The organism is Hydrogenophaga sp. FG152, from assembly GCF_057809615.1.
Genome location: NZ_JBMDKH010000002.1, coordinates 87,840 through 110,201 on the forward strand (window position 1 = coordinate 87,840; position 22,362 = coordinate 110,201).

The 22,362-nt window shown below is 69.3% G+C and carries 20 protein-coding genes; 6 read left to right on the forward strand and 14 right to left on the reverse strand.

Annotation, left to right across the window (positions count from 1 at the left end; genetic code table 11):
* The first annotated feature begins 3 nt into the window (after positions 1-3).
* Together ACODTB_RS03175 and ACODTB_RS03180 are read left to right on the forward strand one after the other, a co-directional pair.
* Positions 4-1,212, forward strand: a complete 1,209-nt coding sequence (locus tag ACODTB_RS03175) for an acetyl-CoA C-acyltransferase (RefSeq protein ID WP_291111117.1) — start codon at positions 4-6, stop codon at positions 1,210-1,212.
* 168 nt (positions 1,213-1,380) lie between these two features.
* On the forward strand, positions 1,381-2,202 hold the full coding sequence (locus ACODTB_RS03180; protein WP_291111119.1) for an acyl-CoA thioesterase: 822 nt from the start codon (positions 1,381-1,383) through the stop codon (positions 2,200-2,202).
* 7 nt (positions 2,203-2,209) lie between these two features.
* Here the strand turns inward: ACODTB_RS03180 and ACODTB_RS03185 are convergent, their stop codons facing one another.
* Positions 2,210-4,483, reverse strand: coding sequence for a patatin-like phospholipase family protein (locus tag ACODTB_RS03185; RefSeq protein ID WP_488929096.1), 2,274 nt, complete (start codon positions 4,481-4,483; stop codon positions 2,210-2,212).
* A 193-nt stretch (positions 4,484-4,676) separates the two neighbouring features.
* Between ACODTB_RS03185 and ACODTB_RS03190 the strand changes: the two genes are divergently transcribed.
* The 3 genes from ACODTB_RS03190 to ACODTB_RS03200 all read left to right on the forward strand — a co-directional run bounded on the left by ACODTB_RS03190 (position 4,677) and on the right by ACODTB_RS03200 (position 6,492).
* On the forward strand, positions 4,677-5,441 hold the full coding sequence (locus ACODTB_RS03190) for an enoyl-CoA hydratase (protein WP_291111123.1): 765 nt from the start codon (positions 4,677-4,679) through the stop codon (positions 5,439-5,441).
* A gap of 86 nt (positions 5,442-5,527) precedes the next feature.
* Positions 5,528-6,205, forward strand: a complete 678-nt coding sequence (locus ACODTB_RS03195) for a helix-turn-helix transcriptional regulator (protein WP_291111125.1) — start codon at positions 5,528-5,530, stop codon at positions 6,203-6,205.
* A complete protein-coding gene (locus ACODTB_RS03200; RefSeq protein WP_366832729.1) occupies positions 6,202-6,492 on the forward strand; it encodes a hypothetical protein in 291 nt (96 codons plus the stop codon). Before ACODTB_RS03195 ends, ACODTB_RS03200 begins: the two co-directional genes overlap by 4 nt.
* 484 nt (positions 6,493-6,976) lie before the next feature.
* Here ACODTB_RS03200 and ACODTB_RS03205 read toward each other — a convergent pair whose 3' ends face one another.
* The 6 genes from ACODTB_RS03205 to ACODTB_RS03230 form a co-directional block, all read right to left on the reverse strand.
* A complete protein-coding gene (locus ACODTB_RS03205; protein ID WP_291111127.1) occupies positions 6,977-8,497 on the reverse strand; it encodes a DUF1810 family protein in 1,521 nt (506 codons plus the stop codon).
* Positions 8,498-8,598: 101 nt separating this feature from the next.
* Positions 8,599-10,152, reverse strand: a complete 1,554-nt coding sequence (locus tag ACODTB_RS03210; protein ID WP_291111129.1) for a bifunctional 3-(3-hydroxy-phenyl)propionate/3-hydroxycinnamic acid hydroxylase — start codon at positions 10,150-10,152, stop codon at positions 8,599-8,601.
* Positions 10,153-10,154: 2 nt separating this feature from the next.
* Entirely contained in the window at positions 10,155-11,021 is an 867-nt protein-coding gene (locus tag ACODTB_RS03215) for a fumarylacetoacetate hydrolase family protein (protein ID WP_291111131.1), read from the reverse strand.
* A 32-nt stretch (positions 11,022-11,053) separates the two neighbouring features.
* Complete coding sequence (locus tag ACODTB_RS03220; protein ID WP_291111133.1) at positions 11,054-11,959, reverse strand: VOC family protein; 906 nt, start codon at positions 11,957-11,959, stop codon at positions 11,054-11,056.
* Positions 11,956-12,996 carry an amidohydrolase family protein gene (locus ACODTB_RS03225; RefSeq protein ID WP_291111135.1) on the reverse strand — a complete coding sequence of 347 codons (1,041 nt, stop codon included), beginning with the start codon at positions 12,994-12,996 and terminating at the stop codon, positions 11,956-11,958. Before ACODTB_RS03225 ends, ACODTB_RS03220 begins: the two co-directional genes overlap by 4 nt.
* Positions 12,997-13,001: 5 nt before the next feature.
* Positions 13,002-13,973 (reverse strand): Bug family tripartite tricarboxylate transporter substrate binding protein, encoded by a 972-nt coding sequence (locus ACODTB_RS03230; protein ID WP_291111137.1) that lies wholly within the window; start codon positions 13,971-13,973, stop codon positions 13,002-13,004.
* A 123-nt stretch (positions 13,974-14,096) separates the two neighbouring features.
* Here ACODTB_RS03230 and ACODTB_RS03235 point away from each other — a divergent pair, with 123 nt between their 5' ends.
* Positions 14,097-15,023 carry a LysR family transcriptional regulator gene (locus ACODTB_RS03235; protein ID WP_291111139.1) on the forward strand — a complete coding sequence of 309 codons (927 nt, stop codon included), beginning with the start codon at positions 14,097-14,099 and terminating at the stop codon, positions 15,021-15,023.
* Here the strand turns inward: ACODTB_RS03235 and ACODTB_RS03240 are convergent.
* The 7 genes from ACODTB_RS03240 to ACODTB_RS03270 form a co-directional block, all read right to left on the reverse strand.
* Entirely contained in the window at positions 15,020-15,793 is a 774-nt protein-coding gene (locus tag ACODTB_RS03240; RefSeq protein WP_291111141.1) for an enoyl-CoA hydratase-related protein, read from the reverse strand. The genes ACODTB_RS03235 and ACODTB_RS03240 overlap by 4 nt on opposite strands.
* Positions 15,790-16,599 (reverse strand): crotonase/enoyl-CoA hydratase family protein, encoded by an 810-nt coding sequence (locus ACODTB_RS03245; RefSeq protein WP_291111143.1) that lies wholly within the window; start codon positions 16,597-16,599, stop codon positions 15,790-15,792. Before ACODTB_RS03245 ends, ACODTB_RS03240 begins: the two co-directional genes overlap by 4 nt.
* Complete coding sequence (gene pcaF, locus ACODTB_RS03250; RefSeq protein WP_291111145.1) at positions 16,596-17,810, reverse strand: 3-oxoadipyl-CoA thiolase; 1,215 nt, start codon at positions 17,808-17,810, stop codon at positions 16,596-16,598. The genes ACODTB_RS03245 and pcaF overlap by 4 nt, the downstream gene beginning before the upstream one ends.
* A gap of 114 nt (positions 17,811-17,924) precedes the next feature.
* Positions 17,925-18,767: an amidohydrolase family protein gene (locus ACODTB_RS03255; RefSeq protein ID WP_291111147.1), complete on the reverse strand. Its 843-nt coding sequence runs from the start codon at positions 18,765-18,767 to the stop codon at positions 17,925-17,927.
* A gap of 22 nt (positions 18,768-18,789) precedes the next feature.
* Entirely contained in the window at positions 18,790-20,454 is a 1,665-nt protein-coding gene (locus tag ACODTB_RS03260) for a (2,3-dihydroxybenzoyl)adenylate synthase (protein ID WP_488929097.1), read from the reverse strand.
* Positions 20,455-20,476: 22 nt separating this feature from the next.
* Complete coding sequence (locus ACODTB_RS03265) at positions 20,477-21,250, reverse strand: SDR family NAD(P)-dependent oxidoreductase (protein ID WP_291111152.1); 774 nt, start codon at positions 21,248-21,250, stop codon at positions 20,477-20,479.
* Between the two features lie 88 nt (positions 21,251-21,338).
* Positions 21,339-22,313: a Bug family tripartite tricarboxylate transporter substrate binding protein gene (locus ACODTB_RS03270; RefSeq protein WP_488929098.1), complete on the reverse strand. Its 975-nt coding sequence runs from the start codon at positions 22,311-22,313 to the stop codon at positions 21,339-21,341.
* Positions 22,314-22,362 lie beyond the last annotated feature (49 nt).

A 22,362-nucleotide genomic window follows, 5' to 3' on the forward strand; every position in this document is an offset into this window, starting at 1 on the left:
GACATGAGCAAACAGATTCAAGACGCCTACATCGTCGCCGCCACCCGCACCCCCATTGGCCGTTCGCACAAGGGCTCCTTCAAGCACCTGCGCCCGGACGACATGCTCGCCCTCGCGCTGCGCTCGGCGCTGGCGCAGGCCCCCGGCCTGGACCCGAAGGCCATCGAGGACGTGATCTGCGGCTGCGCCATTCCCGAGGCGCAGCAGGGCCTGAACGTGGCGCGCATCGGTGCCATCCTGGCCGGCCTGCCCAACAGCGTGGGCGGCATCACCGTCAACCGCTTCTGTGCCTCGGGCCTCTCGGCCGTGCAGATGGCGGCCGACCGCATTCGCGTGGGCGAGGCTGACGTGATGATCGCCGCCGGCACCGAGAGCATGAGCATGGTGCCCATGATGGGCAACTCGCCCAGCCTCTCGCCCACCATCTTTCGCAACACCGACGACGTGGAGAGCTACGGCATCGCCTACGGCATGGGGCTCACGGCCGAGAAGGTGGCGCAGAAGTGGAAGGTCTCGCGCGAGGCGCAGGACGTTTTCGCCCTGCAGTCGCACCAGCGCGCCGTGCTCGCCATGAAGAACGGCGAGTTCAGCGACGAGATCACGCCGGTGGAAGTGACCGAGCGCAGCGTGGACCTGGCCAGCGCCGAGGTCAGCACGAGCACGCGCACCGTGAGCCTGGACGAAGGCGCGCGGCCCGACACCTCCCTCGAAGGCCTGGCCAAGCTGCGCACCGTGTTCGCCGCGCGCGGCTCGGTCACCGCCGGCAACAGCTCGCAGACCAGCGACGGCGCAGGCGCGCTCATCCTGGCCAGCGAAGCCGCCATCAAGCGCTTCGGCCTCACGCCGCTGGCGCGCTTCGTGAGCTACACCTCGCGCGGCGTGCCGCCGCACCTGATGGGCATCGGCCCGATCGAGGCCATTCCCGCCGCGCTGAAGTACGCCGGGCTCACGCAGGACCAGATCGACTGGATCGAGCTCAACGAGGCCTTCGCCGCGCAGTCGCTCGCCGTCATCAACACCCTGGGCCTGGACCCGAGCAAGGTCAACCCCATGGGTGGCGCCATCGCGCTGGGCCACCCGCTGGGCGCCACCGGCGCCATCCGATCGGCCACCGTGGTGCACGCGCTCAAGCGGCACAACAAGAAGTACGGCATGGTCACGATGTGCGTGGGCATGGGCCAAGGGGCCGCAGGCATTTTCGAAAGGGTCTGACGACCCACCCCCGCGCCGCGCCTGCGGCGCGTCACCCCCTGAAAGGGGGCGATGCCTGCGGCCCGGCAAAGCCGGTTCCGCGGCATCCCTGGATCGGCGTTGCTTCGCCCCGGATGGACTGTCGCGAGGCGGACGTTGAATTGTTCCGGCCTCTTGCACACTCCTCGCATGACCCCACACGCTCTCGACCAGGCCGTCGCGCTGCACCCCACCGGCGCCCACCAATACCGCGGCGCCACCTCGCCCGCCTACGCCAACATGGTGGGGCCGTTCGGCGGCATCACGGCCGCCGCGGCCATGCAGTCGGTGATGCAGCACCCTGAGCGCCTGGGCGAGCCGATCTCGCTCACGGTGAACTACGCCGCCGCCCTGGCCGATGGCGAGTTCGCCATCACCGCGCGGCCGGTGCGCACCAACCGCTCCACCCAGCATTGGGTGATGGAGATCACCCAGCCCGATGCGAGCGGCGCGCCCGCCACCGTGCTCACGGCCACCGCCGTCACCGCCGTGCGGCGCGAGACCTGGGGCGTGGACGACGAGCCCATGCCCGCCGTGCCCGCGCCCGACCGCGTCGCGCGCACCACCATCGCGCCGCAGGTGGCCTGGCCCCAGCGCTACGCCATGCGCTTCATCACCGGCACCATTCCCGAGCGCTGGGACGGCCAGGGCGACACCAGCCTGATCCAGATGTGGGTGCGCGACGAACCGCAGCGCGGGCTCGACTTCACTAGCCTGTCCGCGCTGGCCGACGTGTTCTACCCGCGTGTCTGGCTGCGCCGCGCCAAGCCTGTGCCCACGGGGACGGTGTCGATGACGGTGTACTTCCACGCCGGCTCGGCCGAGCACACCGCCACCGGCAGCGGCTGGCTGCTCGCGCAGGCGCGCGGCCAGGCCTTCCGCAACGGTTTCTTCGACCAGACCGCGCAGCTCTGGAACGAGGCGGGCGTGCTGCTGGCCACCACGAACCAGATCGTCTATTACAAGGAATGAGGCGCCTTCAGGGCCGACCGAGGAAGAGATACAGACCGGTGTAGCCGCGCGGCGCGCTCACGATGCTCAGGTAGAGCGGGCCGATGCCGGTGTCCGCACCCACGAACAGGCTGGAGCCCGCGCGCAGGTCGCCCAGCGAAATGTCGCGGCGCGCCGTCCAGGCGTTGCCGGCCTCCAGTGAGCCGCCCACGAACAGGGCGCGCGCCACGCCCACGCTCCAGGGCAGGCGCTGGTAGTAGGTGAGGCGGCCGAACACCAGGTAGTTGCCCGCCACCTGACCCACGCGGTAGCCCGAGAGCTGCTGGAAACCGCCGAGCGAGTACTCGTCGATCGCGCCCAGGGGGATCTGGTTGGTCTTGGCGAGCCGCGCGCCGAAGTTGAGGGTGTGCGGTCCCCAGCTCGTCACCGCCGTGGCCGTGCCCTCGAAGCTGGTGAAGCTGCTGCTGTGCGCGCCGTCGAAGCTGCGCCGCCCGAACACCACCTCGCCTTGCGCCCGGTAGCCGTGCGACGGGAAGTTGGCGTAGTCCAGCTGGTCGGCGATCACCGCGCCGCGCAGGCCGACCTCGCGCCACTTCAGCGAGGCCGTGTTGGCCGCGATGCTGGCGGCCACCAGCTCCGGCGTCACCTTGCGCTGCGCCGCCATCACGCCCACGCGCATGTCGCCCACATTGCCGAGCAGGCCCATGGGCCAGCCGATGTCGGCGCCCACGCGCAGGCTCTGCCGCTGCGCCAGCGCCAGAGCTTCGCCATCGGCGCCGAACAGCTCGACCTTGCGCAGGTTCGCGTCCACGTAGGCCGCGGCGAAGCGGTCGCTGCGCAGGGTCAGCGGCTGGTAGATCTCGGAATAGAGGCCCAGCGTCTCGCCCACCTGCACCCGGTTGCGCCACTCGGCGCCGGTGTCGTTGAGCCAGTGCCGGTTGTGGCTGATGCGCAGGTTGAACGCGCCCTGGCCCTGGAAGTCGGTGCGCAGGTCCAGCCCCACGCGCAGGTAGTTCGGGCCCCAGGCGTTCTCGCGCAGGTGCACCTTGAGGTCTTCGGCGCCGTCCTCGCGCCGGGTCAGCGTGTAGTCCACGGCCTCGAAGTCGCCCATGGCCGCGAGCCGCTGCAGGTCGTTCTCGAGCTTGGGCACGTCCAGCCGCTGGCCTTCCGAGGTGTCCAGCACGGTGGCCAGGCGCTCGGCGCGGATCTCGTTCACGCCTTCGAAGGTCACCGAGGCCACGGTGCCGATGCGGCCCGTGTTGGCCTTCTCCTGTTCCGCGCGCGCGGCCACCCAGCGCTGGTAGCGCGGTGCATCCGCCGAGAAGCGCGCCAGCGCATCGGCCACCGTTTTCGCGTAATCGTTGCCGATCTTCACCAGCTCGGGGGCCTTGCCGAAGTCGGACGAGGTGAGCTGCCCCAGCGGCGGCGTCAGCAGCAGGTCGTTCGGCGTCAGCGTGGCGATGCTGGCCTGCACGTTCTGCTCGGTCAGGATGTTCACCATCTGCGTGGTGATGCCCACCACGCTGCCCAGCGTCTCGCGCCCGGCCAGCGGCGTGCCGATGTTGACCGCGATCACCACGTCCGCGCCCATGCGGCGCGCCACCGCGATCGGCAGGTTGTCCACCAGCCCGCCGTCGCCCAGGATGCGACCGTCCACCGCCAGCGGCGAGAACACGCCCGGCACCGACATGCTCGCGCGCAGCGCGGCCGCCAGGTCGCCGTGGTCCAGCACCACGGCCTTGCCGGTCTCCATGTCGGTGGCCACCGCGCGAAACGGCGTGGGCAGGCCGTCGAAGTTCGCCAGGTGGCGCGTGGACAGCGTGTAGCGGCGCAGCAGCATCTCCAGCGAGCGGGTGGAGACCGCGCCCGTGGGCAGCACGAAGGCGCCGTCGCGGAAACCCAGCATCAGCACCGGCGAGAGCTCGAAATCCTCTTCCTTGCGGCGCTGCGAGAGCAGCTGGCGCGGCTCGCGGCGGTCGAACAGGTCGCCCCAGTTCACCGCCAGGATCTCGCGCTCCAGTTCGTCCGCCGTCATGCCGCTGGCGTACAGGCCGCCGACGATCGCCCCCATCGACGTGCCCACGATCAGGTCCACCGGCACGCGCGCCGCCTCCAGCGCCTTCAGCACGCCCACATGCGCGAAGCCGCGCGCCCCGCCGCCCGAAAGCACCAGGCCCACGCGCGGGCGTTCGGCCTGCGGGGCGGGGCTGGTCGGTTGCGCCAGTGCGGGGGCGCCGGCCAGCAGCAGGGCGAGCGCGCCGGCGAGGCCGTGGACGAAGAGGGCGGTGAGTCGGGCGGGCATGGGAGGAACGGCACCTGTGAGCAGCGGCGCCGCCGTGGCGCCCGGAAGCGGCAAGTGTAGGCGGGGGCTGTGTCCCGGGTGCGGCCGGAAACACCCTGTCACGCACCGGTCATCCCCTGGACGGGTCGCCTCAAAAAAGCACGCCCGTTCGTGGTAATTTGCGGGTCCCTTCCCGCACATCCTGAGACACCCCATGAGCGACATCCTCGTCCACACCGAAGCCGGCGTCAGCACCCTCACCTTCAACCGCCCGGACAAGAAGAACTCCATCACCGCCGCCATGTACGGCCAGCTGGCCGACGCGCTGCAGGCCGCGCAGGACGACGCCACCGTGCGCTGTGTCGTGCTGCAGGGCAACGAGACCATCTTCTCCGCCGGCAACGACATTGCCGACTTCCTCAACAACCCGCCCGCCGGGGTCGACTCGCCGGTGTTCCGTTTCCTGCGCGGCATCGCGCAGTTCCCCAAGCCGCTGGTGGCGGCGGTGTGCGGCCCGGCCGTGGGCGTGGGCACCACGATGCTGTTCCACTGCGACCTGGTCTATGCGGGCGACAACGCGGCCTTCTCCATGCCCTTCGTGAACCTCGGTCTGTGCCCCGAGGCCGCGTCCAGCCTGCTGGTGCCGCAGATGCTGGGCTACCACCGCGCCGCCGAGGCGCTGCTGCTGGGCGAACCCTTCATGGCCGAGGCCGCGCTGGAAGTGGGCCTGGTCAACCGCGTGCTGCCGCCGATGGAGGCCGCCGGCTACGCCCAGGCCGTGGCGCGCAAGCTCGCGGCCAAGCCCCTGAGCGCGCTGATCGAAACCAAGCGCCTGATGAAGAAACACCAGACGCAGCAGGTGCTGGCCGTGATGGCCGAAGAGGGGGCCAGCTTCGGCCGCATGCTGGGCGAGCCGGCGGCGCGCGAGGCGTTCGGTGCGTTCATGGAGCGCAGGAAGCCGGACTTCTCGAAGGTGTGAGGCGAAGAACGGCCGCTTCGGAAGCCGTTTTTCATTTGTCCAAAAAAATGGACAATTATTAGTGATATGTTCATAATATTGGACATATGAACGAGCTGAACCATGCCGCTGTGCTGGAACGCCAATTGCTTTTGCAGTTGGGTGACCGGCTCAAGCGCCTGCGCAAGGCGCAAGGCCTGAGTGCGGTGGACATGGCCAGTCGCGTGGGCATTTCGCGCACCACGCTCAGCGCCGTTGAAGCCGGCGACCCTGGGCCGTCCATCGGCACCTACCTGCGTGTCATGTCGGTCCTGGGTATCAGCGGTGAACTGGCGCTGTTGGCGGGCGATGCCTTGCAACCGGCGCCGCCTGGCGGTGCAGCCGCCACATCCCGCCGCGCCAGGCCGGTCGTGCAGGTGCTGGTCTCGTCCGACGAATCGCGCCATCAGATTCAAGATCTGCAAAGTCTGGCGCTCCATGAAGAGGCGGTGCGCCTCGTCCGTGTCAATCCGGCCTTGCTGCAGCGGGCGCAGGACACGCTGGATCGTTGGCGCCGATCCGGCCCGTCGCGCTCCAGTGGGTTGTGGAGCGAATGGCAGGACATCCTGGACCATGGCCGATGGCGCAAGGCCTTGGGGCGAACCCGTCGAGCGCAGGAGCTTCGGCAGGCCTCGCCCCTGGTGACGGTGCTTCCTGACAATGCACGCCAGCGCATCCTGACTCAGGTGAGCGGGCTCAAGAAAGGCATCGTGCTGGGCGGCACGGAAAGCAAGGCAGAACCATGACTCGCGAAGAACTCGAACACATCATTCGCGCCAGTGCCGATGTGACGGACCAGTACGAGTTCATGATCATTGGCAGCCAGTCGATCCTGGGCTCCATCCCGAACCCGGACGCGGTTTTCACGGTGTCGGCAGAGGCGGACATCTACCCTCTGCAAAAACCCGAGCTCGCCGAAAAGATCGAAGGCGCGATCGGCGAAGGCTCGCGGTTTCTGCCTGGCGCTGCTCGCACACCGTTATGTCGCGCTGGAGCAGGTGCAGGCCCTCGTCGCCACCATGCCCATGGATGACGCGCGTCAGCGTCGGCTCCGTGCCACCATCCGTCGATGGGCGAAATCCATGGGCATCGCTGAATGAACGCGGCACGTTCGAGCGGTGCAGAGCCCGGCGACACCCGATAGCGGTTCTCCACGAATGCGGTATGAAAGCAGTATGTTGTTGCTCTCCCGATAGATCTGCATCCTCGCGGATACCGCAAAGTACGACGCGCTCTGCGTCTCGAGCGGTGACACACGCCGGATTCGAGCAACCAGAAGGGGCGGGGGTCGAACGTGGGCGTGTTCCTCCGCCCCGGCTCCATCCAAACGCCGGACTGCACCAGAGCAGCTGGCGGAAGTGGCGCGCCAATTGCGCGAGGCGTTCGGTGCGTTCATGGGGCGCAGGAAGCCGGATTTCTCGAAGGTGTGAAGCGGCAGCGGGCGCCTCGCTACACCCCGATGGGGTTGTGCTTGTGACGGGGGGGTGGACGATTCGCCACCTCGTCCCACAGCTCTTTCAGGGTCGCGTTTCGCTTGTTTTCTGCAGCGTCCTGCCAAGGCGGGTCTCGGTTTTCTTGTCAGCCTCGCCATCGAAGAAGCGACCCAGGCAGTCGAGAAACAGGGCTTCATCCTCATCCCAGCGCGCTTTGTCTAGCGCCGCGTGCTCTGTGTCGATCGAGTGGCTGAACCGTATTCTGAACTCCTGGGTCGCCAAGGCAAACAGGGTGAGGCAAGACTGGAACTTGCAGGTGTCGTGACGGAAGAAGTCCTGGGCCGTGAGGTCGGTCCGACGTAACAGGTGGCGGCATAAGGTTCTCAGCCGGTCGCCCAGGATGGGGTGTTCCAGGTAGGCCATCGCTTCGTACACATCCTCGATGCCAAATTGCTGGGCGATCCAGGTCGGTTCGACACCGATCTCTTCCTTGTTGAAGCGGAGTTGGGGATAGGCGTACCACATGTAGTGCGCATCCTTCGCCGGCGCCTTCTTGGCCTCGCAGAGCATCTGATCCCATTGGGTCTGGCTGCTGTCCCTCGGCGCCGTCTGGTCCTGCGCGGCCAGAAACCCGTCCAGTCGCTGTTGGAGCGCCTGCATGGAATGGGTCTTTTGAAAGGCCGCATGGGACAGCAACGGAAAGGTTTCCCGATCTGTCCTTCCCAGCTCAACCAACCTCGTGCGCATCCACTCCCGTAGCGCGTAGTCCTGCTGGCTGTCCAATTCGCAAATGTTGTCCTGCACGCGATCAAGCAGTGGTTGGATCATGGGGTCGTCCTTGTGATGCTTGATTGCGACGACCAGCGCATCGAAGCAGATCCGTTGCCAGTACACCCTGTAATTTGCCGGCATTGAAGTCACGGGAACCAGCTTCAATGCCTGCAAGCGCTGAAGGATGTCTTCGCTGTCGCCCGCCAGGCAGGCATCGAGCACTGCCCGCCATCGGATCTCCAGGAAGGGTCGAATGTGGGAGCTCAGCTTGTCTTCGTCGAAAATACTTCCCTTGTGTTTCGCAACGCGCATAACCTTGTCGCGGACCTTCTCCACCTGAACCTGGCTTTCCGCCACCATGTCGGCGATCATCTCGTCGATGCCCGGGGCAGTCTTCTCAGGCGGCACATGCTCGATGACGGATGGCGTCTCCGTCGGCCGTTGCTCGCTCAGCCGTTCCAGAAGATAGGCGATCTTGCTTCGCGACTTGTCTGCCGATTCGGTGTGGCCATAGCGGTTCGCCCGGAAAAGGGCCGCGCAAATGCGCTTCTGATCGTGATCGAGGTTCTTGTCCTGGAGCCAGGTGTCGGCATCGTCCGGTGCACGTTTTCCCTGCAGGCAGTCCATCACATGCCGGGCCGTGCGAGGGTTGCCGTCGATGTGATCGGCGGCGCTTTTCAGCACATCGACAAATTCGGGGTCCGACAGGGCCTGGACGTCCTTTGGGGGCAGTGCGGCCCAGCGCTTTTCCACACCTGCCGTGTCGGAAGAGGTGTTCGTGGAGATGTGTGGCTTGCTGCGGGACGCGGAGAAACAAGTGAACAGGTTGGGCATGGTTGAACCAGGGTTTCACAGAGACAAGGGCACAAGGCCCGCCTGGGGCCTTGAGTTGCTTGTTCCCATCATTGGTTCAACAAAAAAGGTGGTTGGTGCTTTCAGGCCGCGCAAGCCTCGGCCGCCACGCCCAGCCGCGTGGCGAGTGCCGCCACCAACGCCGCCGCCTCGTCGGCCGTGCCGGCCACGCCATAGACATAGTTGTCCGGCCGCACCAGCGCCGCCACGCTCTGGTGGCGTTGCAGCCAGGCCTCGGCCACACCGTCGGTCTCCAGTGCGTCCGCCGTGCCGAGTGCGACGGTGCGCAGCCACGGCAGGGCGCCCGCGATGCCGGGCGCGGTCTGGCCGGGGGCCAGCACCAGCCGCCAGCCGTTGCCCGCGATGGCGTCCATGCGCTGGCGCTGCGGGCCGCGCAGCAGCCAGGGCTGGGGAAACAGGCTGCCGCGCGCGGCATGGTGGTCCTGCGCGGCGAGCCAGCCGGTGGTCAGCGGCGGCAGGATGTCCTGGCGCGGCGTGTCTTTCACCTTGCCGCCGCATTGGGCCAGCATCGCCGCGTCGCGCTCGCGCGCTTTCACCGGGTCGCGCTGGCAGATCACCGCGCCCACGTGCTTGATGCGGCTGGTGAGTTCGCGCACGTGGGCCTTGCGCTCGTCGCCGTAGCTGTCGAGCAGGGCTTCGGCGCTCGCGCCGGTGACTTCGCCGCGCAGCACGGCCGCGAGTTTCCAGGCGAGGTTGCTCACATCGCGGATGCCCTGGCACATGCCCTGGCCCAGGAAGGGCGGTTGCATGTGCGCCGCGTCGCCCGCCAGGAACACGTGGCCCCGGCGCCACTGCTGCGCCACCAGGGCGTGGAAGCGGTAGCTCGACTGGCGCCACAGCGTGCCGTCCTCGGGCGTGATCCAGCGCGAGAGCAGGCGCCAGGTTGCTTCGGGTGTGGCGGCGTGTTTCGGGTCTTCGCCCGGGTTGAGCGAGATTTCCCAGCGGCGGTGGTTCTTCGGGCCGATGACCAGGGTGCAGGGCCGCTCGGGCTCGCAGTACTGCACGCTCACCTTGGGCAGCTTGGCCAGGCCGCGCTCGTTCATGAGCACGTCCACCACCAGCCAGGGTTCGTCGAAGTCCAGGTCTTCCAGCGGCATGTTCAGTTGTGTGCGCACCGGGCTGGAGCCACCGTCGCAGGCGATGGCGTAGCGGGCATGGAGGGTGCGGCCGTCGCGCAGCGACAGGCTCACGCCCTGTGTGTCCTGCGACAGCGTGTCCATCTCCACCCCGAGGTCCATCACCACGTTCGGCATCTGCGCCACGCGCTCGCGAAGCACGCGCTCCACCTCAGGCTGGGTGAACACCATCGAAGGTGTGTAGCCTTGCGGGAAGGGCGGCGCCACCATGGTCATGCGGCGGATCAGCTGACCGTCCACGCCGAAATACTCGGAAGGCGTGAAAGGCTCGCAGAACGGCGCCACGGCCTCGGCCACGCCCAGTTGCTGGAACACCCGCATGATCTCGTGGTCCAGCGCGATGGCGCGCGGGATTTCGTGGACCTCCGTGAGCCGGTCGCACACGTACACGCGCAGGCCGGCCTGGCCCAGCAGGCCCGCGGCCACCACGCCCGAAGGCCCGCAGCCCACGATGGCGACATCGAACAGGTCGTGGTGCATGGTCAGGCCCGCTCGTTCACGATGGGGTTGACCAGCGTGCCGATGCGCTCGATCTCCACCTCGAAGGTGTCGCCGGCCTTCATCCACACCGGCGGCGTGCGCGCCTGGCCGACGCCGGCGGGCGTGCCCATCACGATCACGTCGCCGGCTTCCAGCGTCAGCACCTCGGCCAGCAGCGCGATGGTCTCGGCCACGCTGAAGATCATGTCGCTGGTGTTGGCGTCCTGCATCACCTGGCCGTTGAGGCGGCCCTGGATCTTCAGGCCGGCGGCGCCGGGCGGCAGTTCGTCGGCGGTCACCAGCACCGGGCCGAAGCCGCCGGTGCCATCGAAGTTCTTGCCGATGGTCCATTGCGGCGTGCGCTTCTGGTAGTCGCGCACGCTCATGTCGTTGAAGCAGCTGTAGCCGAACACATGGGCCAGCGCGTCCGCCTGCGTGGTGTGGCGCGGCACTTTGCGGCCGATGACGACGGCGAGTTCGGCCTCGTAGTCGAACTTGCCGGAGACGCGGGGCACCACGCCGGCGTCGCCGTGCGCGATCAGCGAGGAACTCCCCCGGTAGAAGAACCAGGGGTAGTCGGGCTTCTCGCGGCCGCCTTCCTTGGCGTGGTCGAAGTAGTTGAGGCCCAGGCACACGGTCTTGCCGGGTTCGGGCACCAGCGGGGCGAGCGCCGTGCCGGCCAGGGGCTGGCGTGCGGCCTTGGCGGCCAGCGCCGCGTTCGCAGCGGCGTGCAGGTCCACGCCCGCCTTGAGCGCGGCGCGCAGGTCGGCGGGCACCTGGGGCTGGGCGTCGTTCAGGTCGATCAGGTCGGCGCCGTCGACGACGGCCAGGCGAGGCGCGCCATCGCGCAGGTAGGTGGTGAATTTCATGGTGCGGTCAGGTTGCAGAAGAAAAAACGGGTTCAGGGCAGGGGCGCGAACAGCACGCGGCGTTGCGCTTCCTTCAGGGTGGCGCCGGGCGGGGGCGAGATGCCCCACTGGTCGACGCGGCCGGGTGGCCACTTCCAGTCCGCCGGGCCACGCGGCACGTAGCTGCTGTCCACCTGCTCGACCTCGGCCGTGTACTCGATGACGATGCCGAAGGGGTCGATGAAGTAGTTGAAGAGGTTGTTGCCCGGGCCGTGGCGGCCGGGACCCCACTCGATGGGGTGGCCGGCGTCCTTCATGCGGCCGCCGCCGCGCATCACCGAGTCGGCGTCGGGCATCAGGAAGGCGATGTGGTTGAGCGCGTCGTTGTCGGCCACGCCCACCGCGAGCGTGTGGTGGTCGCTGTTGCAGTTCATGAAGGCGATGGCCACGGTGCGGTCGGCCAGCGTGAAGCCCAGGGCTTCGGTGAAGAAGCGCTGCGTCTCGTCCACCGCGTGGCTGTTGAGCACCACGTGCGTGAGCCGCGCGGGCCGGTCGCGCTGCGGCCCGGTGTCTTCGGGTCGCGCATCGCCGTGAACGATCTGGAGCACGCGGCCGTGCGGGTCGCGCAGCGTGAGGCCGGTGCCGCCGGCCGGGTCGTTTGTGAGAGGGCCGATGGGCGAGAGCAGGGTGCCGCCCGCGCGCGGCACGGCGTCGGCCACGGCGCGCAGCGCGTCGAGGCTGCGCGCGCGCAGCGTGACCTGGCGGATCTGCGGCACCGGGCCGCCCGCGTGCAGCGCGAGCAGGTGGTGGTCGCTGCCGGTGCCGCGCAGGTAGATCGTCTGTTCGCTGCGGTGCGCCACGCTCAGGCGCCAGACCTCGGTGTAGAAGGTTTCGGCCTGCGCGAGGTCGGGCACGTTGAGGGCCACGCTGCGCACGGCCTCGATCCAGGGGGAGCTCATGGGGCGGTCACTTTCTTGTGTTGCCGGCCGAGAAAACGCTCGGCGTTCTGGTGCACCAGGCGCGCGGTGGTGTCGGCGTCGAAGCCGGCGGCTTCGATGCGCTGCACCGGCGTGGCGTCGTGGAAGTTGAAGGGGTAGTCGGTGCCGACCATCAGTTGCGTGTCGCCGAAGCTGGCCACCAGGTGGCGCAGCGTGGGCGTGTCGAACACCAGGGTGTCGTAGAACAGGCGGCGCGCCTGATCGGCCGGGGCTTCGAGCACGCTGTCGCGCAGGGCGGGGAACACGCCCCAGCCCTGCTGCAGGCGCGGCAGCAGCGAGGCCAGCGTGCCGCCGCCGTGGCTGAAGGCGATGCGCAGCTTCGGCCGGCGCACCAGCAGGTTGCCGGTGATCACCGAGGCGGCGGCCAGGCCCACGTCGCCAGGGTAGGCGATCACCTGCTGCAGTTGGGCATGGCCCACCAGGCGTTCCATGCCGGCGGGCCGGATCGCGTGCACGAACACCGCCGCACCCAGCGCCTCGCAGGCCTCGAAGAAAGGGTCGAACACCGGCGCGCCGATCGGCACGCCGTTGATGTTGCTGCCCACCTCCACGCCCGCGAAGCCGAGCGTCTTCACCGCGTATTCCAGCTCGCGGATGGCGAGGTCCACGTCCTGCAGCGGCACGGCGCCCAGGCCGGCCAGCTGGCCTTCGCCCGCGTCCACCATGGCGGCGATCTGGTCGTTGAGGAAGCGCAGCAGCTGCTGCGCATCGGCCGCCGGCATCCAGTACGACAGCAGCTCGGGCATGGGCGACATCACCTGCAGGGCCAGGCCCATGCCGGGCAGGTCCTGCAGGCGCTTGGGCACGTCCCAGCACTTGTCGGCGACGGTGCGGTAGTTCTTGCCCGCGATCATCACGTGGCGGTGGCAGGGCTGCGCCGGCGCCATGGACGGCCAGTCGGCCGGCATGCTGCGACCGATGTAGGCCGGGAAGTTCTCGGGCACCACGTGCGCATGCACGTCGATGCCGCCGCAGGTGCAGGGAGCCAGTGCCGCCACGCCGTTCACTCCGCCGTGATGCCGAGGGACTTGATGACCTCGCGCCAGCGCTCGTGCTCGCCGCGCATGAAGGCCTCGAACTCGGGCACCGACATCTTCGGCTCGGCCAGCGAGCCCAGGGTCTGCAGGCGCTGGGCCACCTCGGGCTGGCGCAGCACGGTTTCCAGGTCGCGGTTCACGCGCGCCACCACGTCGGCCGGCGTGCCGGCGGGCGCGAAGAGACCGTTCCAGCCGGTGTACTCGAAGCCGGGGAAGGTCTCGGCCAGGGCCGGCACGTTGGGCATGTCGGGCTGGCGTTGCGCGGTGCTGATGGCGAGCGCGCGCAGCTGGCCGCTCTTGAGGAAGGCGGTGAGCGCGGCGTCGGGAAGGCACACCAGCTGGATGCGGCCGCCGATCAGGTCCTGGATGGCTTCCGGGCCCTTGGTGTACGACACGTGGTTGAGCTTCACGCCGCCCTTCACGGCCACGCTGTCGGCCAGCATGCCCGAGAAGGTCTTGGGCCCTTCGGTGCCGATGGTGACGGTGCCCGGCTGCGCCTTGGCGGCGGCCAGGGCCTGGGCCAGGTCCTTGAACGGCGCGGCGGCAGTGGTGGCGATCACGAAGGGGCTGCGGCCCACCAGGCGCACCGGCGCGAAGTCCTTTACCGGGTCGTAGGGCAGGGCCTTGAAGGTGAAGGCGTTGGTCACCATCGCGGCGGTGGTGGCGTAGTAGAAGGTGTAGCCGTCGGCGGCCGAGCGCGCGGCGGCCTGCGCGCCGATCACGTTCTGGCCGCCCGGGCGGTTCTCCACCACCACGCCTTGGTTCCACACGCGGGCGAGCTGCTCGCCGACGTAGCGCGCCAGGATGTCGGGGCCGGCGCCGGCCGGCTGCGACAGGATGAATCTCACCGGGCGCTGCGGCCAGGCCGGGGTTTGCGCGTGCAAGGCGCCGGCCAGCGGCAGGAGGAGCGCGGCTCCCGCGAAGTCTCTGCGTTTCATGGTCTTGTCTCCTGGGGGCGCCGTGCGTGCGGCGCCGGTGGTTGTGGGAAGAGTCCGCTGCGCATGCTAGGGATCTGTGCCGTGGATGACCAGACGGCTGCGTGGATTCATAGAATCCATGCCATGGATATCCGGAACGTGGACCTGAACCTGCTCGTGGTGTTCGACGCCATGGCGAAACATTGCAGCGTGGGCCGCGCGGGCGAGGCCCTGGGTCTGAGCCAACCGGCCACCAGCGCGGCGCTGGCGCGGCTGCGCACCGTGTTCGACGACGCGCTGTTCGTGCGCGCCGGCACGCAGATGAAGCCCACGCCACGTGCGATGGAGCTGGCGCCGGCGGTACAGCGCGTGGTGGAGACGATCAACGCCGAGATCCTGCAGAAGGCCAGCTTCGACCCCACACGGGCGGAGCGCACCTTCACCATCCTCACGCCCGACATCGGCGAGGTGGCCTTCCTGCCCGGCGTGCTGCGGCGGCTGCGGCAGGAGGCCCCGCAGGTGCGCCTGCGGGCCACGGCGCGCACGCGCTTCGCCGCCGCCGAGGCGCTGGAGTCGGGCGAGGCGGACCTGGCCGTGGGGTTTTTTCCCGACCTGCACAAGGCCGGCTTCTTCCAGCAGGCGTTGTTCAAGACCTCGTACGCCTGCGTGAGCTGCGCGCACGCCGGGCCGGCGGTGGAGCGCATGACGCAGCGCCAGTACCTGGCGGCGCGGCACGTGGTGGTGCGGCCCGACGGGCGCGAGCACCTGCTGGACCGCTACCTCGACGAGAAAGGCTGGCAGCGCCACGTGACGCTGGAGCTCTCGCACTTCATGAGCCTGCTGTCGCTGCTGCCGGGCACCGACCTCGTGGCCACGGTGCCGGAGGACATCGCGACGGTGATGGAGCGCCACATCGCCATCCGCCGCATCGCCTTGCCGTTCGCCGTGCCGGTGATCGACGTGCAGCAGTTCTGGCACCGCCGCATGCAGCACGACCCGGCCAACCGCTGGCTGCGCGGCCTGTTCCACGAGGTGAACCGGCGCGAGGCGAACGAGGGCTTGCGTCCCTAGCGGGAAAACCGCGCGGGCCGCTTGTCGAGCCGGGCGCGCATGCCCTCGTGCTTGTCGGGGCTGGCGAAGGCGGTCTGGAAGGCGTTGCGCTCGTACTCCAGGCCGGCCGACAGCGGCGTTTCCATCGCCATCAGCACCGACTCCTTGATCAGGCGCAGCGCCACCGCCGGCAGCTCGGCCAGCTGCTGCGCCAGGGCCAGGGCGGTGGCGTCAACCGCTTCGTCGTCGAGCACCTCGGCCACCAGGCCGCACCGCGAGGCGGTCTCGGCGTCGATCGGTTCGCCGAGCAGCAGCAGCTTCATCGCCCCGAACTTGCCCAGCGCCCGCGTGAGCCGCTGCGTGGCACCGCCGCCGGGCATGATGCCCACCTTCACCTCGGGCTGGCCGAAGCGCGCGCTGCGCCCGGCCAGGATCAGGTCGGCGTGCAGCGCCAGCTCGCAGCCGCCGCCCAGGGCGTGGCCGCGCACCGCCGCGATCACCGGTTTGCGGCAGGCGGCGATGGGGCCCCAGAGCAGGTCGTGCCGGCGTGCGAGTAGGTCCATAGGCGTGGCGTCCACGTACTCGTTGAGGTCGGCGCCCGCGCAGAAGGCGCGGGCACCGCCGGCCAGCACCAGCACACGCACTGACGGGTCCGCGTCCAGGCGGCGGAAGGCCTCGGCCAGCGCGTGGCGCAGGGCCAGGTTCAGCGCGTTGAACACCTCGGGCCGGTTCAGGCGCAGCAGGGCCACCCCTTCGAAGGGCCGCTCTTCCAGCAGGATGCCCTCGCTCATGCCGCGCCCCCGCTGAACACCGGTGCCCGCTTCTCGAAGAAGGCGGCCACGGCCTCGGCATGGTCGGCCGTGTGGTGGGCCAGGCCCTGCAGGCGGCCGGCGGCCACGAGCGCCTCGTCCAGCGTGCCGGTGCGGGCCTGCTGCAGCAGCTGGCGCGTCCAGCGCAGCACCTGCGGCGGGTTGGCCGCGATGCGCCCGGCCAGGCGCAAGGCCTCGTCGAGCAGGGCCTCGGGCGCGACCACGCGCGAGACCAGGCCGAAGCGCAAGGCCTCTTCGGCGTCGATGGCATCGCCGGTGAGCGCCATCTCGGCCGCGCGCGCGTGGCCGATCACGCGCGGCAGCAGCCAGCAGCCACCGTCACCCGGCACGATGCCGACCTTGACGAAGCTCTCGGCGAAGCGCGCGGTGCTGGACGCGATGCGCAGGTCGCACATGCAGGCCAGGTCGTTGCCGGCGCCGATGGCCGGGCCGTTGACCGCCGCGATGATGGGCACCTGCAGCGCCTCGAAGGCGCGCGGAATGCGCTGGATGCCCTCGCGGTAGCCCTGGGCGATCTGCTCGGGCGAGCCGGCGAACATGCCGGTGCGGTCGCGCATCTCGGCCACGTTGCCGCCCGAGCAGAAGGCGCTGCCCGCGCCGGTGAGGACGGCCACGCGCACGCCCAGGTCGGCGTTCAAGGCCGCGAAGGTCTGCTCGAACGCCGCGAACATGGCTTCGCCGCTCAGGGCGTTGCGGGTGTCCGGCCGGTTGAGGGTGAGCAGGGCGATGGGGCCGCGCCGTTCGATGAGGATGGCGGGTTCGTTCATGCGGTGTCTCCCACGCGTTCGATCGCCAGGGCCACGCCCTGGCCCACGCCCACGCACATGGTCACCAGGCCGTAGCGCCCGCCGCTGCGCTGCAGCTGCCGCGCCGCCGTGAGCACCAGGCGCGCGCCGCTCATGCCCAGGGGGTGACCGAAGGCGATGGCGCCGCCGTTCGGGTTCACGTGCGCGGCGTCGTCGGGCAGGCCGAGCGCGCGCGTGACCGCCAGGCCCTGGGCCGCGAAGGCCTCGTTGAGTTCGATCACATCGAAGTCGCGCACGCGCAGGCCGGTCTGTGCCAGCAGCTTGTGCACCGCCGGTACCGGGCCGAAGCCCATCACGCTCGGCGCGATGCCGGCGCTCGCCGCACCCACGATGCGCGCGAGGGGCCGCAGGCCGTGGCGCTGCGCGGCCGCTTCGCTGGCCATCAGCAGCGCGGCCGCGCCGTCGTTCACGCCCGAGGCGTTGCCGGCGGTGACGGTGCCGCCCTTGCGGAAGGCCGGCTTGAGTGCGGCCAGGCTCTCGGCCGTGGTGTCGGCGCGGGGGTGCTCGTCCATGCCCACCCGCGTGACCGCGCCTTTGCGGCTGGGCACGGACACCGGCACGATTTCCTGCGCCAGCACACCCGATTTCATGGCTGCGGCCGCGCGCTGCTGGCTGCGCAGCGCGAAGGCGTCCTGGTCGGCGCGCGAGATGCGGTGTTCGCGGGCCACGTTCTCGGCCGTCTCGCCCATGCTGTCCACGCCGTGCAGGGCTTCCATGCGCGGGTTCACGAAGCGCCAGCCGATGGTGGAGTCGTGCACCTCGGCGTGGCGCGAGAACGCGGCCGTGGGCTTGGGCATCACCAGCGGCGCGCGGCTCATGCTTTCCACGCCGCCGGCGATGGCCAGCTGCATCTGGCCCGAGGCGAGGCCGCGCGCGGCACCCGCCACGGCCTCCAGGCCCGATCCGCACAGGCGGTTGACCGTGACCGCCGCCGCGGTGAGCGGCAAGCCCGCGAGCAGCGCGCTCATGCGCGCCACGTTGCGGTTGTCCTCGCCGGCCTGGTTGACGCAGCCGTAGACCACCTCATCGAGCTGGTCCCAGTCCAGCCCTGGGTGGCGCGCCATCAGGGCCTGCAGGGGCAGGGCGCCGAGGTCGTCGGTGCGGATGGCCGAGAGCGCGCCGCCGTAGCGGCCGATCGGCGTTCGCACGCCGTCACAGAGATATGCGTTCATGAAGTGAGACCAGGTAGGCGTGAAGGGGAGTCAGGTCGAGGACGCCGCGGAACCGGCTTTGCCGGGCCGCCAGCGTCGCCCCCCGGGGGGTGGCGGCGAAGCCGACGCGGGGGGTTACAAGCCGAGCACGCGCTCGGCGTTCCCGTGCATGATCTTTTCCATCACCTCGGGCTTGTAGCCCAGCTCGTCCCACTCGCGCAGGATGCGCTCGTAGGGCAGGCTGGGGTAGTCGCTGCCGAACATGATCTTGTCCTGCAGCCGGCCGCGGATGTCCACCTTCAGGTTGCCCGGGAAGTGCTTGGGCGCCCAGCCCGACATCTCCCAGTACACATTGCCCTTGTGCAGTGCCACGGCGGTGGTCTCGTCGACCCAGGGCCAGCCGGGATGGGCCATGATGATCTTGAGGTTCGGGAAATCGGCAGCCAGCTGGTCGATGTGTTTCGGGTGGGCGTGGCGCACCAGCGCGCCGTTGCCGCCCGGCATGCCGGCGCCCATGCCGGTGGTGCCCACGTCGATCATCACCGCCGCGCCCATGGCGTTGATCTCCTCGAACAGCGGGTAGTGGCGCCGGTCGCTCACGGCGAAGTGCTGCATGATGGGGTGGAAGTGAAAGCCGATGAAGCCCAGCTCGCGGACCGCCTTGCGGGCCTGGATCATCGCGATCTCGCCCTTGGCCGGTTCCACCGCGCCCCAGCACTGGATGACCCGTTCCGGGTGGCGTTTCCACATGCCGTGCACGTACTCGTTGGTGCAGGGTGGGGCGGCGACGGTGGTCTCCAGGTCCAGGGCCACCAGGCAGGCCTCGACACCGGCGCCGGTGAACTCGGCGATCACGTCTTCTTCGGTCTTGCCCACCCAGTCGCGCTTCCAGTAGCGGGCCAGCTCGGCGGGGTAGGGCCCCTGGGACTCGATCCAGGTCGGGGTGCCGGGGTAGCAGTGCAGGTCGATGATGCGCATGTCGGTTCTCTTCTCTCTGTGGTCAGTGGGGGATGCGGCGGGCCGCCTCTTCTTCCGCGTGCTTGCGGGCGATCGCTTCGCCGAGGGCCTTCTTGGACACCTTGCCGAAGGTGGAGACCGGGAAGTCCGGCAGCACCTCCAGGCGCTCGGGCAGCTTGAACTTGGCGATCTCCTTGGTGAGCAGGAAGCCGACGAGTTCCTTCAGGTGCAGCGACTGACCGTGTTTGAGGATCACGAAGGCGCACATCTTTTCGCCCAGGGCCGCGTCGGGCATGGGCACGCAGGCCACGTTCTGCACCGCGGGGTGCATCAGGATCAGGTTCTCCACCTCCTCGGCGCTGATCTTTTCGCCACCCCGGTTGATCAGGTCCTTCTTGCGGCCTTCGACGATGTAGTTGCCGCTGGGGTGTTTGCGCATCAGGTCGCCGGAGCGGTAGAAGCCGTCGGGCGTGAACTGGCGTGCGTTGTACTCGGGCACACCGAAGTAGCCGCGCAGCGTGTACGGGCCGCGCACGGTGAACTCGCCCACCTCGCCGTCGGGCACCACGCGGCCATCGTCGTCGAGCAGCAGGACCTCGTCGTCGTCGCACACCGGGCGGCCGCAGGTTTCGAGCTTGACCTCTTCCGGGTCGCTGGCGCGCACGAACATCAGCGTGCCTTCGGACATGCCGAAGTTCTCCTGCACGAACACACCGGGGATCAGGGCGCGCGTCTTCGCGCGCACCTCGGGCTGCATGCGCTGCCCGCCGCTCTGGATCAGCTTCAGGCTGGAGAGGTTGAAGGCCTCGGCCGCGTCGTCGTTGATCAGGCGGATCAGCAGCGCGGGCACCACCTTCAGGTGCGTCACCTGGTGCTTCTCGATCAGCGCGAACATCTCGGCGGGTCGCGTGTTGGCGTGCAGCACCACCTTGGCGCCCTTGAACAGAAAGCCCTGGATGCCGGGGCAAGCCAGCGGCAGGTTGTGCGCGATGGGCAGCACCAGCAGCAGCACCGACTCGGCGTCGATCTCCGTGACCTCGGCGGCCACCTTGGAGTTGTAGGCGTAGTCGTTGTTGGTGCGCGGGATCAGCTTGGGGATGCCGGTGGTGCCGCCCGAGAGCTGGAAGATGCAGGGGTCGGTCGGGTCGATGCGGATCTCGGCCAGGCGCGAGGCCGGCAGCGTGGCGGGCTTGTGGATCAGCTCGCACAGCGAGACCTCGCCAGGCCCGGCCTCGCCGAGCACGAGGCGGAACTTCAGCGATGGGTTTTCCGCCTGCACCCGGGTGATCACCGGTGCGAAGGCGAAGTCGCCCGAGGTGTCCGGGTAGACGCAGGTGGTCGCACCCGAGAGCTGCACGAACTGGCTGATCTCGGCGTAGCGGTGCGTGACCAGCGCCGCGATCGGGATGCAGCCGATCTTCTGCAGCGCGAAGTACAGCAGCACGAACTCGTGCACGTTGGGCAGCGTGGGCACGACGCGGTCCAGCGGTTTCAGACCGAGTTCGAGCAGGTTCAGCGCCAGGTTGGTGGTGACGCGGTCGAGCTCGGCGTAGGTGTAGGTCACGTCGCCGTCGATCAAGGCCACGCGTCCGGCGTAGCGTTGGAACACGGCGTCGAACTCCTGCGCCAGCGACTGGTCGCGCCAGTAACCCTTGGCGCGGTAGCGCGCGGCGTACTCGGGAGGGAAGGGAACGAATCCTTCAAGCATGATGGTCTCCTGGGTGGTTCGGTCAGGTCGAGCTCGTGAAGCCGCCGTCGATGACGACGACCTCGCCGGTCACGAAACGCATGCCCTGGATCAGGTTGAGCATCACCTCGGCCACGTCGTCGGCGGTCACGCAGCGCTTGAGCGGCGTGGCCTTGGCGCGCGCGCCCATGAGCGCGTCGTACTTGTCGCCCAGCATGCGTTCCATCCAGTCGCCCTCCATCCAGCCCGGGGCGACGGCGTTCACGCGGATGTCCGGGCCCAGGTTCCAGGCCAGCATCTTAGTCAGGCTCACCACCGCGGCCTTGCTCGCGGCGTAGGGCAGGGGCTGCGGGCCGGGGCGCAGGCCCACGATGCTCGCGGTGTTGACGATGCAGGGCTCGCCGCCTTGCGCCTTGCCCTGGCGCAGCAGGGGCACGGCGGCGCGGCTGACCTGGAAGTTGCCGCGCACGTTGACCGCGAAGGTGCGGTCCCATTCGTCGATCTTCAGGCTCTCCAGGTCCTTGACCTTCCAGGTCGCGGTGGTGCCGGCGTTGTTGACCAGCGCGTCCAGGTGGCCGAAGGCCTCGCCCACCTGGGCCAGCATCTGGCGCACGGCGGCGTCGTCGCTCACGTCGCACTGCAGCAGCAGGGTCTTCGCGCCCAGGGCCTGGGCTTCGGTGGCCACGGCCTGCGCGGCCTTGGCGCTGGAGGCGTAGTTGATGGCCACGTCGTAGCCGGCCTGGGCGAGGGCCAGCACGGCGCTGCGGCCGATGCCGGTGCCGCCGCCAGTCACGAGGGCTTTCTTGCGTGGGGTCATGGTGAGGTTCTCCTGTGGGTCGGGTGAGTTCGCCTCGGGCACCGGCGCAACCGGTGCCTTCGGGCGGTGTGAAAAAAAGGGGGGTGGCTTACTGCGGCTGCACGCCGAGTTCGTTCACCAGATGCTTCATCGCGGCCTGCTGCTGCACGAAGAACTCGCGCGCGCCGGCCACGCTGTCCTGGCGCGGGTACACGCCCAGTTCGCCCAGGCGGGCGGTGACCTCGGGCGAGGCGGTGATGCGGTTCACGTCGGCGTTGATGCGCTCGACGATCGCCGTGGGCGTGCCGGCGGGCACGATGATCTGGAACCAGCCGATGGCCTCGTAGCCAGCGTAGGTTTCCGCCACGGCGGGCACCTCGATGCCGGGCAGGCGCTTGGCGGAGGTCACGCCGATGGCGCGCAGCCGGCCCGACTTCACGTGCGGCAGCAGGCTGGGCACGCCGTCCACCGTGAAGCTGGCGTCGCCCGCGAGCACGGCGGCCACGGCCTCCGGCGGCGTGCGGTAGGGCACGGTGAACGTGCCCATGCCGCCGGCCTTGCTGACCATCTCGCCTGCCAGGTGAGGCAGTGAGTTGAGCTGTGGCGCGGCGAAGTTCACCTTGCCGGGGTGAGCCTTGGCGTGCTTGGCCAGATCGGCCATCGACTGCACGCCGCTGTCGGCGGGCACCACGAGCATCAGTGGGCTGATGCCCACGGTGGCGGCGGGGGAGAGGTCGGTGTCGGGGTTGAACTGCGGGTTTTTGAACACCAGCGGCGTGATGGTGCCCATGGCCGCCGGCACGAAACCGATGGCGTAACCGTCGGGTGCCGAGCGGGCCAGCGCCGACATGCCGGGAATGCCGCCCGCGCCGGGCCGGTTGTCCACCACCACGCCCTGGCCCCAGGCGAGCGCGAGTTTCTCGCCGACGATGCGCGCGATCACATCGGGCGCGGAGCCGGCGCCCACGGGCACGATCATGCGCACCGGTTTGTTCGGCCAGGCCTGGGCCATGGCGGCGGTGCTGCCCAGGGCCAGCAGCAGGCAGGCCGCGGGCAGCAGGCGGCGTCGGGAAATGAGGGTCATGTCTTGTCTCCGGATCGTTGGTCTGATGTCCCCCTGCGATGGGGTGGAA

What these genes read in the sequence shown, in the direction of transcription:
- ACODTB_RS03175 (WP_291111117.1), top strand. Translation starts at nt 4, where the DNA reads ATGAGCAAACAGATTCAAGACGCCTACATCGTCGCCGCCACCCGCACC.
- ACODTB_RS03240 (WP_291111141.1), bottom strand. Translation starts at nt 15,793, where the DNA reads ATGAGCGAGGGCATCCTGCTGGAAGAGCGGCCCTTCGAAGGGGTGGCC.
- ACODTB_RS03210 (WP_291111129.1), bottom strand. Translation starts at nt 10,152, where the DNA reads ATGCACCACGACCTGTTCGATGTCGCCATCGTGGGCTGCGGGCCTTCG.
- ACODTB_RS03195 (WP_291111125.1), top strand. Translation starts at nt 5,528, where the DNA reads ATGAACGAGCTGAACCATGCCGCTGTGCTGGAACGCCAATTGCTTTTG.
- ACODTB_RS03235 (WP_291111139.1), top strand. Translation starts at nt 14,097, where the DNA reads ATGGATATCCGGAACGTGGACCTGAACCTGCTCGTGGTGTTCGACGCC.
- ACODTB_RS03260 (WP_488929097.1), bottom strand. Translation starts at nt 20,454, where the DNA reads ATGCTTGAAGGATTCGTTCCCTTCCCTCCCGAGTACGCCGCGCGCTAC.
- ACODTB_RS03255 (WP_291111147.1), bottom strand. Translation starts at nt 18,767, where the DNA reads ATGCGCATCATCGACCTGCACTGCTACCCCGGCACCCCGACCTGGATC.
- ACODTB_RS03185 (WP_488929096.1), bottom strand. Translation starts at nt 4,483, where the DNA reads ATGCCCGCCCGACTCACCGCCCTCTTCGTCCACGGCCTCGCCGGCGCG.
- ACODTB_RS03205 (WP_291111127.1), bottom strand. Translation starts at nt 8,497, where the DNA reads ATGCCCAACCTGTTCACTTGTTTCTCCGCGTCCCGCAGCAAGCCACAC.
- ACODTB_RS03270 (WP_488929098.1), bottom strand. Translation starts at nt 22,313, where the DNA reads ATGACCCTCATTTCCCGACGCCGCCTGCTGCCCGCGGCCTGCCTGCTG.
- ACODTB_RS03265 (WP_291111152.1), bottom strand. Translation starts at nt 21,250, where the DNA reads ATGACCCCACGCAAGAAAGCCCTCGTGACTGGCGGCGGCACCGGCATC.
- ACODTB_RS03220 (WP_291111133.1), bottom strand. Translation starts at nt 11,959, where the DNA reads ATGAGCTCCCCCTGGATCGAGGCCGTGCGCAGCGTGGCCCTCAACGTG.
- ACODTB_RS03190 (WP_291111123.1), top strand. Translation starts at nt 4,677, where the DNA reads ATGAGCGACATCCTCGTCCACACCGAAGCCGGCGTCAGCACCCTCACC.
- ACODTB_RS03215 (WP_291111131.1), bottom strand. Translation starts at nt 11,021, where the DNA reads ATGAAATTCACCACCTACCTGCGCGATGGCGCGCCTCGCCTGGCCGTC.
- ACODTB_RS03245 (WP_291111143.1), bottom strand. Translation starts at nt 16,599, where the DNA reads ATGAACGAACCCGCCATCCTCATCGAACGGCGCGGCCCCATCGCCCTG.
- ACODTB_RS03180 (WP_291111119.1), top strand. Translation starts at nt 1,381, where the DNA reads ATGACCCCACACGCTCTCGACCAGGCCGTCGCGCTGCACCCCACCGGC.
- ACODTB_RS03230 (WP_291111137.1), bottom strand. Translation starts at nt 13,973, where the DNA reads ATGAAACGCAGAGACTTCGCGGGAGCCGCGCTCCTCCTGCCGCTGGCC.
- pcaF (WP_291111145.1), bottom strand. Translation starts at nt 17,810, where the DNA reads ATGAACGCATATCTCTGTGACGGCGTGCGAACGCCGATCGGCCGCTAC.
- ACODTB_RS03200 (WP_366832729.1), top strand. Translation starts at nt 6,202, where the DNA reads ATGACTCGCGAAGAACTCGAACACATCATTCGCGCCAGTGCCGATGTG.